The 15,483-nt window shown below is 36.0% G+C and carries 12 protein-coding genes; 7 read left to right on the top strand and 5 right to left on the bottom strand.

All coding sequences use genetic code 11. From position 1 onward, the window contains the following. Positions 1–84 precede the first annotated feature (84 nt). The 4 genes from PBT91_RS02170 to xrtF form a co-directional block, all read right to left on the bottom strand. The gene (locus PBT91_RS02170; protein WP_270060174.1) at positions 85–3,819 is read right to left on the bottom strand and encodes an efflux RND transporter permease subunit; all 3,735 of its coding nucleotides are present in this window, start codon (positions 3,817–3,819) and stop codon (positions 85–87) included. Between the two features lie 114 nt (positions 3,820–3,933). Beyond that, positions 3,934–4,347: an HYC_CC_PP family protein gene (locus tag PBT91_RS02165; protein WP_270060173.1), complete on the bottom strand. Its 414-nt coding sequence runs from the start codon at positions 4,345–4,347 to the stop codon at positions 3,934–3,936. Positions 4,348–4,491: 144 nt separating this feature from the next. Next, positions 4,492–4,938 (bottom strand): exosortase F system-associated membrane protein, encoded by a 447-nt coding sequence (locus PBT91_RS02160; protein WP_270060172.1) that lies wholly within the window; start codon positions 4,936–4,938, stop codon positions 4,492–4,494. Next, positions 4,922–5,482, bottom strand: a complete 561-nt coding sequence (xrtF, locus tag PBT91_RS02155; RefSeq protein WP_270060171.1) for an exosortase family protein XrtF — start codon at positions 5,480–5,482, stop codon at positions 4,922–4,924. Before xrtF ends, PBT91_RS02160 begins: the two co-directional genes overlap by 17 nt. Positions 5,483–5,564: 82 nt before the next feature. Here xrtF and PBT91_RS02150 point away from each other — a divergent pair, with 82 nt between their 5' ends. Continuing rightward, positions 5,565–6,023: a GAF domain-containing protein gene (locus tag PBT91_RS02150; protein ID WP_270060170.1), complete on the top strand. Its 459-nt coding sequence runs from the start codon at positions 5,565–5,567 to the stop codon at positions 6,021–6,023. A gap of 167 nt (positions 6,024–6,190) precedes the next feature. On the opposite strand, the gene PBT91_RS02145 is transcribed toward PBT91_RS02150, so the two are convergent. Beyond that, positions 6,191–7,444 carry an ABC transporter permease gene (locus PBT91_RS02145; protein ID WP_270060169.1) on the bottom strand — a complete coding sequence of 418 codons (1,254 nt, stop codon included), beginning with the start codon at positions 7,442–7,444 and terminating at the stop codon, positions 6,191–6,193. A gap of 146 nt (positions 7,445–7,590) precedes the next feature. On the opposite strand from PBT91_RS02145, the gene purH reads away from it, so the two are divergent. From purH to rodA, 6 genes are read left to right on the top strand one after another with little or no spacing between them, the layout of a single operon-like run. Next, positions 7,591–9,123, top strand: coding sequence for a bifunctional phosphoribosylaminoimidazolecarboxamide formyltransferase/IMP cyclohydrolase (purH, locus tag PBT91_RS02140; RefSeq protein WP_270060168.1), 1,533 nt, complete (start codon positions 7,591–7,593; stop codon positions 9,121–9,123). Between the two features lie 33 nt (positions 9,124–9,156). Further along, positions 9,157–10,185, top strand: a complete 1,029-nt coding sequence (locus PBT91_RS02135) for a rod shape-determining protein (RefSeq protein ID WP_013070169.1) — start codon at positions 9,157–9,159, stop codon at positions 10,183–10,185. A gap of 15 nt (positions 10,186–10,200) precedes the next feature. Continuing rightward, positions 10,201–11,022, top strand: a complete 822-nt coding sequence (gene mreC / locus PBT91_RS02130) for a rod shape-determining protein MreC (protein WP_270060167.1) — start codon at positions 10,201–10,203, stop codon at positions 11,020–11,022. Next, positions 11,015–11,521: a rod shape-determining protein MreD gene (gene mreD, locus PBT91_RS02125; RefSeq protein WP_270060166.1), complete on the top strand. Its 507-nt coding sequence runs from the start codon at positions 11,015–11,017 to the stop codon at positions 11,519–11,521. Before mreC ends, mreD begins: the two co-directional genes overlap by 8 nt. Continuing rightward, on the top strand, positions 11,518–13,413 hold the full coding sequence (gene mrdA, locus PBT91_RS02120) for a penicillin-binding protein 2 (RefSeq protein ID WP_270060165.1): 1,896 nt from the start codon (positions 11,518–11,520) through the stop codon (positions 13,411–13,413). The genes mreD and mrdA overlap by 4 nt, the downstream gene beginning before the upstream one ends. Further along, on the top strand, positions 13,388–14,638 hold the full coding sequence (gene rodA, locus PBT91_RS02115) for a rod shape-determining protein RodA (protein WP_270061411.1): 1,251 nt from the start codon (positions 13,388–13,390) through the stop codon (positions 14,636–14,638). Before mrdA ends, rodA begins: the two co-directional genes overlap by 26 nt. The last annotated feature ends 845 nt before the right edge of the window (positions 14,639–15,483 follow it).

The following is a 15,483-nucleotide window of genomic DNA, read 5'->3' as shown; positions in this document are numbered from 1 at the left end:
ATTCTAGCCTTGATTCTTTCAACACATTTTCAAATTAACACATCATCAAATTTTCTAGCTTCTAACAGCGAAGCAATCTCAATTCTAACTACTCAATTCTCTCTTCAACTTCATTTCTTTCTTCCAGCAAAACAAAACCGGAACTACAAAAAGTGTAATTAATGCGATTAACATTCCGCCGAAACTTGGTATCGCCATTGGTATCATAATATCACTACCGCGCCCTGTACTCGTTAAAACGGGCAACAGCGCCAAAATTGTAGTGGCCGTGGTCATTAAACAGGGTCTGATCCTTTTTTCACCTGCTTCCACAACCGAAGCTCGAATAGCTTTAATATTCTCTGGTTCGTTTTTTCCAAAAGTCTGAGTAAGATAAGTTGCCATCACCACACCATCATCTGTCGCAATTCCAAAAAGCGCAATAAAACCAACCCAAACGGCGACACTTAAATTAATGGTATGCATCTGGAACAGGTCTCTTAGATTTTCGCCAAAGAGGTTAAAATTCAAAAACCAATCTTGTCCATACAACCAGATCATTATAAATCCGCCGCCAAAAGCGACCGCGATTCCGGTAAAAACGATAAAAGAGGTGGACACCGATTTAAACTGAAAATACAAAATCATAAAAATGATGAGCAACGCCAGTGGAACCACAATCGATAATGTCTTTGCGGCACGAAGCTGATTTTCGTAGTTTCCGGTGAATTCATAATTAATCCCCTGCGGAACTTTTAATGCTCCGGAGTCTATTTTCTGCTGAATTGTTTGTTGTGCATTTTCAACTACATCAACCTCAGCAAAACCGTCCATTTTATCGAAAAGCACATAACCGATTAAAAAGGTATCTTCACTCTTAATTACCTGCGGACCTTGTTCATACCGAATTTCTACCAGTTCACCTAACGGAACAGGCTTTGCGTTTTCTACCGGAACATAAATATTTTTCAAATCCTCTGGCGAATCTCGAAGTTCCCTCGGATAACGTACTCGAACTGAATATCGTTCCCGACCTTCAACTGTTTGACTTAACATTTTCCCGCCAACAGCTACTTCTAAAACGTCTTGCACATCGCTCATTGATATGCCATATCTCGCTAATCGATCTCGTTTAATGTCTATCAGCAAATAGGGCTTCCCTACAATTCGATCGGCAAAAACAGCTTCATCTTTAACACCGTCAACTGCCTTTAGGATTTCTTCGAGCTTCATTCCAAAAGCTTCAATTTGTTTTAAATCCTGTCCCTGTACTTTTATTCCCATAGGCGCACGCATCCCGGTTTGTAACATCACCAATCGTGTTTCAATAGGTTGCAGTTTTGGTGCAGAGGTGATACCCGGTAACTTTGTAGCGGCTGAAATTTCATTCCAAATATCATCTGGTGAGCTTATCGCAGGTCGCCAGTTTCTAAAATATTCGCCATCATCATCTGGAATTAATTGTTCTCGATTAATTTTAAAGCTTGTATTTATTGAATCTGGGATTTCATTTTCAGTAAAACGGTCGCTTCCGTCGATGGCCAACTCGTTATTTTTCAATACAAAAAATCCATCTTCATTTACTTTAAATCGCTGTCTTTGCCCACTCGCATTTAATGCGTATTCCGGTTTATACTGAATAATATTTTCGTACATACTGAGTGGAGCAGGATCTAAAGCTGACTCAGTTCTTCCTGCTTTTCCAACCACAGTTTTCACTTCCGGAATATTGGCCACCGCCATGTCTAATTGCTGCAAGATTCGTTTATTTTCGGCAACTCCGGCATGGGGCATCGAGGTTGGCATCAGTAAAAATGAACCTTCATTTAGCGAGGGCATAAATTCTTGCCCAGTATTACGCATAATTAGCATACCAGCAATAACAATCGAAAATGGCAGTATTAGGAATATCATTTTATGAGCTAATGCCCAATGTAAGATTCGAGTATAATATCTTCGGAAAAGATTAAAAATAAATAGGAGTCCGAAACATAGAATGGCCACCATAATCACATTCCATAAAATGGAAGTATCTAAACCAAGTGGCCTCCAAAAAACAGCCAACATAAAAATGATAGCTGTTGAGATTATACCAACAACAAGCCAATCATGTTGTTTTTCTGAAGTGATTTTTTGCGCTTTTAGAATTCCGGCGATTCCTAAACCTATTAAAACTAAGCCTATCCAAAATCCATAAAAAATCATTGTAATTCCGGCTACTATCAATATTCCTTGAATAGCTAAATTGAAGTTTTTCCGGATGGTTCTTTTCCTGAAAATACTGGCTGCAAAAGGCGGAATCAAAAATAGCGCTACGATAATCGAAGCAGTAAGCGCCATGGTTTTGGTAAAAGCCAGCGGACGGAATAACTTCCCTTCAGCCCCCACCATTGTAAACACCGGAATAAAACTGATAATTGTAGTTAATACTGCCGTGATGATTGCTCCAGAAACTTCAGCCGTTGCATTATAAACTACCGTATTTGTTGGCAAATTTGCTTCGCTTTCATCTAAATGTCGAATAATATTTTCTGAAAGAATCACGCCCACATCAACCATCGTCCCAATAGCAATCGCAATACCTGACAGCGCTACTATATTGGCATCGACATGAAATAATTTCATCCCGATAAACACCATTAATACCGCTACCGGAAGTAATCCTGAAATAAGAATAGAAGCTCGAAGGTTAAACACCATGATCACAATCACAAAAATGGTGATTAAAATCTCCAAACTCAGTGCTTCGTTTAAAGTGCCTAACGTTTCCTGGATTAGTTCAGATCGGTCATAAAAAGGAACAATGGTAAGTTGCGAAGTGGTGCCATCGGCTAATTCTTTAGAAGGCAACCCACCACTAATAGAAGCAATTTTATCTTTTACATTATTGATCACTTCCATTGGATTGGCACCATTACGGGCAACAACTACTCCGCCCACAACCTCAGCGCCTTCTTTATCTAAAATTCCGCGTCGCGCTGCCGGGCCTAGTGAAACATTGGCTACATCGCTGACTTTTAAAGACGTAAAATCTTTAGAGGAAACTACTGCATTTTCGATATCCTCAATAGATTTTACATAGCCCAGGCCACGCACTAAATATTCGGCCTGATTGATTTCTAAAGTCTGCGCGCCAATCTCACGATTACTTTCTTTTACCGCTTTCACGACATCTTGTAAGCTCACCTTGTATTGGCGCATTTTTTCAGGATTTATATCGATTTGATATTCCTGAACATAACCGCCAATCGAAGCAACTTCTGAAACACCGCTGGCCGAAGAAAGTGCATATTTCACATAAAAATCCTGAATGCTGCGTAATTCCTGAAGGTCCCAACCGCCGGTAACATTCCCTGCTTTATCGCGACCCTCTAAAGTATACCAATAAATTTGCCCTAAAGCTGTTGCGTCTGGCCCCAAAGAAGGACTTACACCTTCAGGTAACAATCCGTTTGGCAATGAATTTAATTTCTCCAAAATTCGGCTTCTACTCCAGTAAAATTCTACATCCTCTTCAAAAATGATATAGATACTAGAAAAGCCAAACATTGAAGAACTCCGTATCGTTTTTACTCCCGGTATTCCCAGCAATGAAGTGGTTAGCGGATAAGTGATTTGATCTTCGATATCTTGTGGAGAGCGACCTTCCCATTTAGTAAAAACGATTTGCTGATTTTCACCAATATCGGGAATAGCATCTACTGCTACCGGATCTCGCGGAAGCGATCCTAAATCCCAATTGAATGGCGCATTTACCATTCCCCATCCTACTAACACAACTAGCAGGATAACGGCAACCAATTTATTTTCTATTAAAAATTTAATGCTTTTGTTCAGCATAAAAAGAATATTTGATCTTAAAAACACATCATTTGAGATAAAGCATGACCTCGAAAAAGGCATAGCAAAATCATCGAAACATAGAAATGCTTCGAAATTAAAATGTGTTTAAAATCAAATACGAAAAACCTGATCCTGTAACTGAATATCGCAGACCAATTTTGGCGGGGAGTAATCTTTAAAAGGAATACAATCGGGTTCTGAAAACTCGAAAAGCTGTAAATAAGAATAGACAAAACCAGTAATAACTAATTGCTGCTGAAAATCAAGATTATTGAAGTTTTGCTTCAGTGTGTCCTGACCTTTTACTTCTAGTTTTTTATTGGTGCAGCAGGATTTTTTTGTTATAGAAGTTTCAGCAGAAGTTGCCGAATTCATTTCCATTCCACAAGTTTTTGCTTTGGTAAAAACAGCGCTATCCACTAATTTTTTTCCGCAGAAATGCTGATCTACCGTAAAAGAAAAGGTAGAAAACAACACCAAAACGGCTATAATGGAAGCGAATATTTTAGCAAAAAACTGTTTCATTTATTACAAAAGTAGTCGATAATCGATAATTTACAACAAAATTCTAAATGAACTGCTTTACAACAATCTAAATAGGCACTTATTCAGCAAAATTAGTAGAAAATAGAGTTGTAAAATTTCAAGATTTAGGGAAATCCTTTCAATTTAAATTTTTCTACTTCGCTTATTTATTCGGTAGTAATAAAAAGCCGGGAGAAGCACCAAAATGAATATCGGATGAATTAAAAATCGCCGCACGTAAAACAAAGCAAGAAAATGTTCATTTTCAATAGTAAATATAAGGTACGTAAAAACACTCCCTACGATGCCCAACAGCAACAAAAATAACACGGCCGAAAACTTTATAATATTGCGATCTACAAAGGCTATTGCAATTATCCCGAGTGAAATAAGGCTGTTTATTACATATCTTAAAATCGTATTCAGAAGTAATAAACCAGGCTCAAAATCTGGAATATCATTTCTCAAATAATCAGAATATTTAAAGAAAAATAGTAAAGGATCATAGAAAATCTTTGCCTCAAAGAATCGAATACTTGCCAGTAAAACGACTAAAATCCCTATCAAAAAAAGCCTATACCTGGTCTTCATTCTTTTCTATATTAGCGTACACTTTTACCCAAACTATCCATAATAGAATAACAGTGCCGTAAATAATTAACGGAAAAACGATCTCATGTAAAAATGATGCATATTCGGGATACTCGTAAATTCCGATAGTTAGTAGTGCAATCCGAATTAAATTCATCGTATAGATAAGCACACTTCCCGCCAAAATATACAAAATGGTCGTTCGCATTTTGGCGAAAAAAGAAAGGATAAAAGAAATAAAAAGGATAATCACACTTATACTATTGCAACCTTCTACCACACGAACAAGAAAGTTTCCTTCAACAAATACTTTCATGGCAGGCTCTTTAGTATGTGGCTCCATTTTTACGGCATAACCCAAAAACTCTATTAGTGCAGCGCTTTGGCGACTAACAAGGTTGGTTATTATGTCTGGAAAATATGTAGTTTGACTTTCAGAAAAGATTAAATACGAATTATATAGTACCGAAAGCAAAAAATAACTTCCTAAAAAGACGGCTACAAACCGAATAACCAGACTATATTTTCTAAAAAGCTGAAGCAATTGTAATGAGTTTCAACAAATTTAGACAAAAGGCTGTAACAGAACTTAGATTTTAAATACTTTTGCCAAAAAATTACAGCTTATGCCATTTGATAAATTAAGACCACAAGTTGAAAAAATTCTGAATACGAAAGAGATATCAGTAGATAATCGATTAACTCAGGTTTGCGAATTATTGATGGAAACAATCCCTTATTACGATTGGGTTGGATTTTATTTTAAAAATGGCGATAAAGAAGAATTAAAACTTCGTTCGTTTGCCGGTGAACCAACAGATCACGATATCATTCCTTTTGGAAAAGGTATCTGTGGACAAGTTGCCGTATCGAATGCGAATTTTGTGGTTCCCGATGTTAAAGCTCAAAACAATTATATTGCTTGTAGCATTCACGTTAAAGCTGAAATTGTAGTGCCATTGTTTTTAAACGGAGAAAATATTGGACAGATCGATATCGATTCTCATACTCCAGATCCATTCTCTAAAGAAGACGAATTATTCTTAGAATTTGTAAACGAAAAAGTTGCCGAGATACTGGAATAGTTCAGTAAGCAGTAACAGTTTTGATAGCAGGCAGTAAAAAATAGATTTAAAAGAGAAAACCTCACGATCCTGATATTTATCTGGACTGTGAGGTTTTCTCTTTTCATCCTCAGAAAAAAATAATTCTTTAAATTGATGTCTAAACTCTAGAATCTATTCTCTAAAAGCTACATTCCTGTTCTAATAGCTTCAACAGGATCTAATCGTGATGCTGAAATTGCAGGAATTATCCCAGAGACTAAACCTATTATTGCTGAAACAGTAGTTCCCAAAACTATATTTCCGAAGGAAAGAATAAATTCAAAATCGCCGGTAAAATTAGAGACAATAATTGTTGTAACCCAGACAAAGAATAATCCGGCGGCTCCACCAATTATTGCTAAAATAATAGCCTCAAAAAGGAACTGAAAAAGAATAAATTTATTTTTCGCGCCAAGTGATTTCTGTATTCCGATAAGATTGGTTCGTTCCTTAACACTCACAAACATTATATTGGCAATCCCAAAACCACCAACTAGTAATGAAAATCCACTAATTACGAGTCCGATTAAATTTAAAGTTCCTGTAATATTATCGATCATATCTGTAAATCCTTTTAACTGATTAACAAAAAAGGTACTTACCTCGCCGGGTTTTATTCCGCGGAAAGTTCTTAGACGCTGTTCTAATATTGCAAGGAATTCGGCATTATCGACATCAGATTCAGGTTTTAGTAATATTTGAGGAAAAATGTTCCTGTTATTTTCTCCATAAATTCTTCGAGTAACATTAACTGGCACATACACCTGGCTGTCTTTGCTACCGCCAAACATGGAGGCACCTTCTTTTTTCAGCAAGCCGATTACCGTGAATTTTCTACCGTACATTCGTACTTGTTTCCCTATTGGATCTATACTTCCAAAGAGATTTTCAGCAATTTCACTTCCCATTACGATCACAGGTGAGCCACTGGCAGCTTCGGATTCGTTAAAAAAACGACCTTCTTCAATATTAATGGCCTCGATATCATAAATCTCGCTCCCTGCCGATACCACGTCTACGCCAAGACTGCTGGCGTCCTTATATTTTATTGTTTCAGCAGGAACATTTTGAGTAAACGTGACCGCTTTTGCTTCGGGAAGATTACGTTTTAAAAACTGATATTCGTCGTAAGTAACATCTGGAAATTGTTGCCACTTCCAACGTGGGATATCGGTAGGACCAAAATTAAAACGCATCACAATAGTAGTACTATTATCCAAACTATTTAATGATCCCGAGATTTCATTCTTTAAAGAATCTACAGCCGCAAGTACTCCAATTATGGAAAAAATACCTATCGTAACGCCAAGTAGCGAAAGAAAAGTACGTAAAAGGTTATTTTTAAGCGCATTAATTGCAAAATTAAAGCTCTCACCAAGCACTCTTAGAAATATAAGCATAATAAAACGGCTGCTTTTTTAGACTGAATTATTTATATGACGCACGGCTTAAATATTCGTTACAAAATTTATTTAGAAATAAGCAAAAACACCTTTAAATTTTTACCTTAAATACTTACTTTTGCCTCTTTAACAAACACAACAAAATGAGCAATTTGAAACAAGCCAAATCTGCATTAATATCTGTATTTAATAAAGATGGTTTGGCTCCCATCGTTAAAAAGCTTAACGAACTGGGAATCACGATTTATTCTACCGGCGGAACAGAAAAATTTATTAAAGATTTAGGTGTAGAAGTTGTTCCTGTAGAGGATGTAACTTCTTACCCTTCAATTTTAGGTGGACGTGTTAAAACTTTACACCCTAAAGTTTTTGGTGGAATTTTAAATCGCCAGGATAACGAAAGTGATGTTAAAGAAATTGCTCAATACGAAATTCCACAAATTGATATTGTAATTGTGGATCTTTATCCTTTTGAAAAAACAGTAGCTTCAGGAGCTTCCGAAGAAGATATTATCGAAAAAATCGATATAGGCGGGATTTCACTTATTCGTGCTGCTGCAAAAAACTTTAAAGATGTACTTTGTGTTTCTTCTGTAAACGATTATGCTGAATTTTTGGACATTTTGAATGAAGGAAATGGAGAGACAAGTTTAGCGCAACGTAAAAATTTTGCGGCTAGATCGTTCAATATTTCTTCGCATTACGACACTGCTATTTTCAACTATTTTAATACTTCAGAAGAAATTCCTGCTTTTAAACAAAGCATTCAGCAAGGAAAATCGTTACGATATGGAGAGAATCCACATCAAAAAGGAACATTTTTTGGAGATTTTGATGCAATGTTTGATAAGCTCCACGGAAAAGAACTATCTTACAACAACCTTTTGGATGTTGATGCTGCTGTAGTTCTTATGAATGAATTTAAAGGAGAAGCGCCAACATTTGCCATTTTAAAACATAATAATGCTTGTGGTCTTGCACAACGTGATACGATAAAGCAAGCTTATGTAGATGCTTTAGCTGGTGATCCAGTTTCAGCTTTCGGCGGAATTTTAATTGCTAATACTGAAATTGATAAAGCTACTGCGGAAGAAATTCATTCTTTATTTTGCGAAGTAGTTATCGCTCCTTCTTTTTCTGAAGAGGCTTTAGCAACTTTAAAAGCAAAGAAAAACAGAATTATTTTAATACAAAAGGAAACTGAACTTCCAAAAAATCAAGTTCGTACTTGTTTAAATGGAGTTTTAGTTCAGGATAAAGACAATAAAACAGATGTTTTAGACGATTTATCTTACGCGACAACTAATAAGCCAACAGAACAGGAAATTGAGGATCTTTTATTTGCTTCAAAAATTTGTAAGCATACAAAATCCAATTCTATTGTTCTAGCTAAAAATAAACAACTTTGTGCAAGCGGAACCGGGCAAACGTCTCGTGTAGATGCATTAAGACAAAGTATCGAGAAAGCAGGTTCTTTCAAATTTGATCTTAAAGGAGCGGTAATGGCTAGTGATGCTTTTTTCCCATTTCCTGATTGTGTAGAAATTGCAGGAAATTCAGGAATTTCAGCAGTAATTCAGCCTGGTGGTTCTATCAAAGATCAGTTAAGTATCGATTATTGTAATGATAATGATATTGCAATGGTAATGACAGGGACCCGCCATTTTAAACATTAATAGAATACATTTTACCAATACATAAAACAACATATGGGATTTTTTGATTTTCTCATTGAAGAAATAGCGATAGATTTAGGAACTGCCAACACCCTTATCATTCACAATGATAAGGTGGTGGTAGATAGTCCTTCGATTGTAGCCAGAGACCGTACGTCTGGAAAGATTACGGCTGTGGGAAAAGAAGCGGCGATGATGCAGGGAAAAACACATGAGAATATCAAAACGATACGCCCATTAAAAGATGGTGTAATCGCCGATTTTGATGCAAGTGAGAAAATGCTCACCATGTTTATTAAAGAAATCCCGGCACTTAAACGTAAAATGTTCACGCCAGCTTTAAGAATGGTGATCTGTATCCCATCTGGTATAACAGAAGTTGAGATGCGAGCGGTAAAAGAAAGTGCCGAACGTGTAAACGGTAAAGAAGTTTACCTTATTCATGAACCTATGGCTGCTGCTATTGGTATTGGTGTAGACATCATGCAGCCAAAAGGGAACATGATCGTAGATATAGGTGGGGGTACAACAGAGATCGCAGTGATCGCGCTTGGCGGAATTGTTTGTGATAAATCAATTAAAATCGCCGGGGATGTTTTTACCAACGACATCGTATATTATATGCGTACTCAGCATAACCTTTATGTTGGTGAACGTACCGCGGAAAAAATTAAAATTCAGATTGGTGCTGCTACTGAAGATTTAGAAGTTCCACCAGATGAAATGAGTGTACAAGGGCGTGATTTGCTAACAGGTAAGCCAAAGCAGGTAAATATTTCGTATAGAGAAATTGCTAAAGCTTTAGATAAATCAATCCTTAGAATTGAAGACGCGGTTATGGAAACCTTATCACAAACTCCGCCAGAACTTGCGGCAGATATTTATAATACCGGTATATATCTTGCCGGTGGAGGATCTATGCTTAGAGGTTTAGATAAGCGTCTGTCTACTAAAACAGATCTTCCGGTTTATATTGCTGAAGATCCTTTGAGAGCTGTGGTGAGAGGAACCGGGATTACATTAAAAACACTTAACAGGTATAAAGGAATATTGATAAAGTAGGAGAAGCAGTAGCTTATGCAGCAAATATTCAATTTTCTGATTCGGAACAAGAATAACATTTTGTTCTTGGTATTGCTCGCGTTTTCTATTTTCCTAACGATACAAACTCATTCGTTTCATAAAAGTAAATTTATAAGTTCGGCCAATTCAGTTACCGGTGGGATTTATTCCTGGAATAATAATATCCAGGATTACTTTTATTTGGACAAATACAATCAACGTTTGATAGAGGAGAATAAAAATCTTCGCAATATTATAAGACAACTAAGCGGAAAAGATACTATTCCCAATTACACAGACACCACTTTTACTTCAGATTATATATTTAGAAGTGCTGATGTTATAAACAATAATTTTTCAAAAAGAGATAACTACATTACTCTTAATAAAGGAGAAAATGATAGTATTGCTGCAGAAAATGGAGTGGTAACCAGCAAAGGAATAATTGGGATTATAGATCGAACAAATTCTAGCTATTCTCGAGCTATTTCTATTCTCAATTCGCAGTCTAAAATAAATGCACAATTAAAAAAATCTAACCATTTTGGAAGCTTAGTTTGGGATGGCAAAAATCCAAATCTTATGCAACTTACCGACGTGCCTAAGCAAGCTCCAGTAGCTAAAGGGGATACTATCATTACCGGTGGCAAAAGTTTAATTTTCCCCAAAGGTCTTTTGGTTGGAACGATAGAGGACTTTAAGTTGGATAATACCGAAAGCTATTACACTATAAACGTGAAGTTATTCAACGACATGACAAATATTGGTTATGTCTATGTAATTGAAAATAAAAACAAAGAAAAGATTCTTTCTTTAGAAGTGGATGGGGATGAATAGCAGTTTAATTTCTAATATCTTACGTTTTATAGGTCTGGTATTGCTACAGGTACTAGTACTTAACAACATAAATTTTATGGGATACGTGAATCCCTATCTTTATATCTTATTTTTACTGCTTTATCCTTTTAACTCTAATCAAAGTTTATTTTTATTTCTGGCTTTTTTACTGGGCTTATCGGTAGATACATTTGAAGACAGTGGCGGAATACATGCAGCTGCTTGTTTAATTTCGGCTTTTTTAAGACCTAATTTACTTCGATTTTCTTTTGGGATAAGCTACGATCACCAAACCCTTCGCTTATCCTCTACTCCACTGGGAGCTAGAATAAGTTATGTGGCTTTAATGGTTGTAATTCATCATTTAGTATTATTTTCTTTGGAAATGTTTAGTTTCAGCCATATAATTCTTATACTTAAAAAGACGTTATTTTCAAGTATATTTACTGTACTTGTTATTTTATTGAGTATTGCGCTTTTCAGTAAAAAATATCGATGAGAAGAATTCTTTTATATATTATTATCCTTACCACAGGCTTAATCTTTCTAGGAAGATTGTTTTACCTTCAGGTTGTAGACGACAGCTTTGCTGTGCGGTCTAATAATAATGCCGTAAAAGTAGTTTACGATTATCCGCAACGTGGTTATATCTATGATCGCGATGGCAAATTAATGGTTTCAAACCAACCCTCATACGATGTAATGGTTATCCCTAGAAACCTAAAAGCTTTTGATACTACCGAGCTTTGCAATATTGTAAGTTTAGAACGAAAGGAACTGGAAAGAAGATTAGATAAAGCAAAAATATATTCTCCTTTTTTACCTTCTGTAATAGTACCTCAACTTACAAAAAGTGAGTATGCATTTCTACAGGAAAAAATGCGTAATTATGAAGGTTTTTATATTCAGAAACGATCACTTAGAGATTATCATGTAGATCATAGCGCCAACGTGCTGGGGTTTATTGCTGAAGTAAGCCCAAATACTATAAAAAACAATCCCTATTATACCAGTGGTGATTTGATTGGACGTAAAGGAGTAGAAAGCGTTTATGAAGACACCCTTAGAGGTGTAAAAGGTGTAAAATATATTCAAAAGGATAAACTGAATAGAGATATTGGTCCCTACAAGGATGGAATTTATGATACCTTACCAGAACGTGGTAAAGATATTACCATTTCTGTAGATTCCGATTTACAGGCCTATGGTGAATATCTAATGACCAATAAGCGTGGCGGAATTATAGCAATTGAGCCTTCTTCTGGAGAAATTCTATCCATGATAACGGCACCTACTTACGACCCTTCAGATCTTGTTGGACGTAAAAGATCTCCAAATTTCAGTAAGATGTGGTTAGATTCTACGGCCAGACCGCTTTACGATCGCAGCATACTTGCGCAATACCCTCCCGGATCTCCTTTTAAGACAATGAATGCATTAATAGCATTACAGGAAGGCGTTGTAGATACCGATGATACATTTTCCTGCCATCATGGATATTCTTATGGCCGAGGTAGAAAAATGGGATGCCATTCCCACTCAAGTCCCTTAGCGATGACGCAGGGAATTGCACAATCCTGTAATTCTTACTTTGCACAAGTTTATAGAAAAATCATAGAAAAATATCCTACTCCGCAAGAAGGTATGGATGCCTGGCATAATCACGTAGCCAGCTTTGGACTTGGCGATTATATGGGTAACGATTTAAGTACCGGTAGACCCGGGAAAATTCCAACTTCAGAATACTATAATAAAATATACGACTACCCAAACTATAAATGGTTTGCTACCGCTACCTTATCGAATGCGATTGGCCAAGGAGAAGTTTTATTAACACCAATACAATTAGCAAACATGACAGCAACTATTGCTAATCGAGGGTGGTATTATACTCCGCACATGATCAAAGAGATTGATGGCAAAGCGATTACAGATGAAAATTTCACCAAAAAACACCATACCACAATCGATCCCGAAAATTTTGAACCAGTGGTGGAAGGCATGCATCAGGTTTATAAAAACGGTACTGCAAGTGCGTTGCAGATTGATGGAATCGAAATTGCCGGTAAAACAGGAACTGCTGAAAATTTTGTAAGAGTAGATGGAAAAAGAATGCAGCTTACAGATCATTCAATTTTTGTAGCTTTTGCCCCGGTAGACGATCCTAAAATTGCCATCGCCGTTTTTGTAGAGAATGGTTATTGGGGTGGTAGATATGGCGGGAAAATCGCCAGTTTAATGATTGAAAAATATTTAAAAGGAACCATAACAAGAACAGATTTAGAAAAGTTTATTATGGATCCTAAGAATAGTTTAGAAGATGAGTATGAAAAACCCTATAGCGGAGAACCTTTCTTAATCAATGATGGCAAGAAAAACGGCTGGCTATGATTGGCTAACGATTTTAATATATTTTTTACTAATTTGTTTTGGATGGGCCAATATTTATTCGGCTTCATTAGGATCGGATCCTTCTGGCAGTTACTTTGATCTTAACGAAGTTTACGGTAAACAGGCTTTATGGATAGGTCTAAGTATTTTTCTAATTGTAATTATTCTGGCGATAGAGGCTAAGTTCTATCAGCGATTCTCAAGTGTTATTTATATCTCCGCTCTTGTTCTACTAGCTGGACTTTTTGTTTTTGGTAAGACAATTTCTGGAGCCACATCGTGGTATGCTATTGGATCATTTAGACTCCAACCTTCAGAATTTGCAAAAATTGCTACAGCTTTGGCATTGGCTAAATATGTTAGTGATATACAAACTAATATTAAGCTCTTTTCTCATCAATTTAAAGCATTTATAATTGTTGCTTTACCAGCAATTTTAATCGTACCACAACCAGACCCAGGCAGTGCCATGGTGTATGCTGCATTCTTTTTTCCTTTGTATAGAGAAGGGATTTCAGCATTATATTTAGTACTGGCTTTATCTGGAGTTTTCATATTTGTGGGCACATTATTACTTGGGCCAATTTGGGTTACTGCTGCGGTGATTGTTTTAGCTGCATTAAGTTTTCTTCTGAAGAAAAAGAAACGACCTGGAATCCCGCTATTGCTATTTATGGTGATTGCTTCAATCGGACTTTCATTTTCGGTAAATTATATATTTAATAACGTTTTTGAACAACGACACCGCGATCGTTTTAATATTGTATTAGGTAAAGAAGTAGATAGCCGTGGTATTGGTTATAATACCAACCAAAGTGAAATTGCCATTGGTAGTGGCGGCTGGACCGGTAAAGGCTGGACCGAAGGAACGCAAACGAAAGGCCATTTTGTACCAGAACAACACACCGATTATATCTTTAGTACTGTTGGTGAAGAATGGGGATTTATTGGAAGTGCTGCAGTCGTATTTTTATTTGTTTGCCTTATGCTTCGCCTAATTTTTTTAGCAGAACGCCAAAAATCGCAATTTAATAGAATCTACGGTTATAGCGTGGTAGGAATAATATTCCTCCACTTTATGGTAAATATAGGCATGGTTATAGGGATATTCCCTACTGTTGGTATTCCATTGCCTTTCTTCAGTTATGGTGGATCGGGATTATGGGGTTTTACAATTCTCGTATTTATTTTTATAAGGCTTGATTCAGATCGTCTTTCTTTTTAATACTGAATACTTATTTTGAACCTTTTATATAACTACTGAAAAGTATTTTAAACACTTCAAATTTCAAGAATAACATTAAATAGGAATTGCATTTAGAAAATCGATATTATCAGCTTTCATCTAAACAGAAAACAAGTTTTATAATAAAATTGATTTTCTGTTGTATCGCTATATTAATTCCGGTAATTTTTATTTCAATCTATTTCAGCATCTATTTTTTAAGCGTTTTCGTTCTCTGGATTCTTTGCTCTGTATTAGCACCTTTTTTCGATATGCCTTCAATGATAAAAACTGGTAAATTGAAATATGAGTCGTTATTTCTTATTTCAGAAAAAGAAAAGAATGATCAGATCACTATTCATGGAGGGACTTTATTCGATTATTATTTCACTCTCGATAAAGATAGCTCGGCAAAACAGCGGAAGAATCTAATCCTTTCAGAATATTTAAAAGGTTTACTACATATTGTAGATTCGAATAGGGAAAATTTGAGCTTAGAAATAATTGGCTCAACTTATATTCTTAATCAACGAACAGCCGAAAAGATAGGATTCGAAGTCCGTAAAACGAATATTGTACAACTTATTATACTTATTCTAAATTACCCGAACCTAATTTGCACGAAATCCTTCACCAGCAAAAAACTTAGCTTTCCTAATTTAAGGGAAATAAGAACATACCAAGCGAATGTTCAAAGTTTGAATAATAGCGCTACGAAAATCCGCAAAATTCAGCATGCAATAGAAAGAAGTCTGACGTATCAAAAAAGTTGATTAAGGATTTCAAACAGATTGAAATTAGCCAAAATTAGAAGGAAAATTCACTAATTTTAATTCCTCTCGATC

This window comes from Zunongwangia sp. HGR-M22, assembly GCF_027594425.1.
Taxonomy (GTDB): domain Bacteria; phylum Bacteroidota; class Bacteroidia; order Flavobacteriales; family Flavobacteriaceae; genus Zunongwangia.
This window is presented reverse-complemented; position numbering and strand designations above follow the sequence as displayed.

Bases quoted from the DNA above. Each gene is read 5' to 3' on its own strand.
- PBT91_RS02170 (WP_270060174.1), bottom strand. From the start codon at position 3,819: ATGCTGAACAAAAGCATTAAATTTTTAATAGAAAATAAATTGGTTGCC.
- PBT91_RS02165 (WP_270060173.1), bottom strand. From the start codon at position 4,347: ATGAAACAGTTTTTTGCTAAAATATTCGCTTCCATTATAGCCGTTTTG.
- PBT91_RS02160 (WP_270060172.1), bottom strand. From the start codon at position 4,938: ATGAAGACCAGGTATAGGCTTTTTTTGATAGGGATTTTAGTCGTTTTA.
- PBT91_RS02150 (WP_270060170.1), top strand. From the start codon at position 5,565: ATGCCATTTGATAAATTAAGACCACAAGTTGAAAAAATTCTGAATACG.
- PBT91_RS02145 (WP_270060169.1), bottom strand. From the start codon at position 7,444: ATGCTTATATTTCTAAGAGTGCTTGGTGAGAGCTTTAATTTTGCAATT.
- purH (WP_270060168.1), top strand. From the start codon at position 7,591: ATGAGCAATTTGAAACAAGCCAAATCTGCATTAATATCTGTATTTAAT.
- PBT91_RS02135 (WP_013070169.1), top strand. From the start codon at position 9,157: ATGGGATTTTTTGATTTTCTCATTGAAGAAATAGCGATAGATTTAGGA.
- mreC (WP_270060167.1), top strand. From the start codon at position 10,201: ATGCAGCAAATATTCAATTTTCTGATTCGGAACAAGAATAACATTTTG.
- mreD (WP_270060166.1), top strand. From the start codon at position 11,015: ATGAATAGCAGTTTAATTTCTAATATCTTACGTTTTATAGGTCTGGTA.
- mrdA (WP_270060165.1), top strand. From the start codon at position 11,518: ATGAGAAGAATTCTTTTATATATTATTATCCTTACCACAGGCTTAATC.
- rodA (WP_270061411.1), top strand. From the start codon at position 13,388: ATGGCAAGAAAAACGGCTGGCTATGATTGGCTAACGATTTTAATATAT.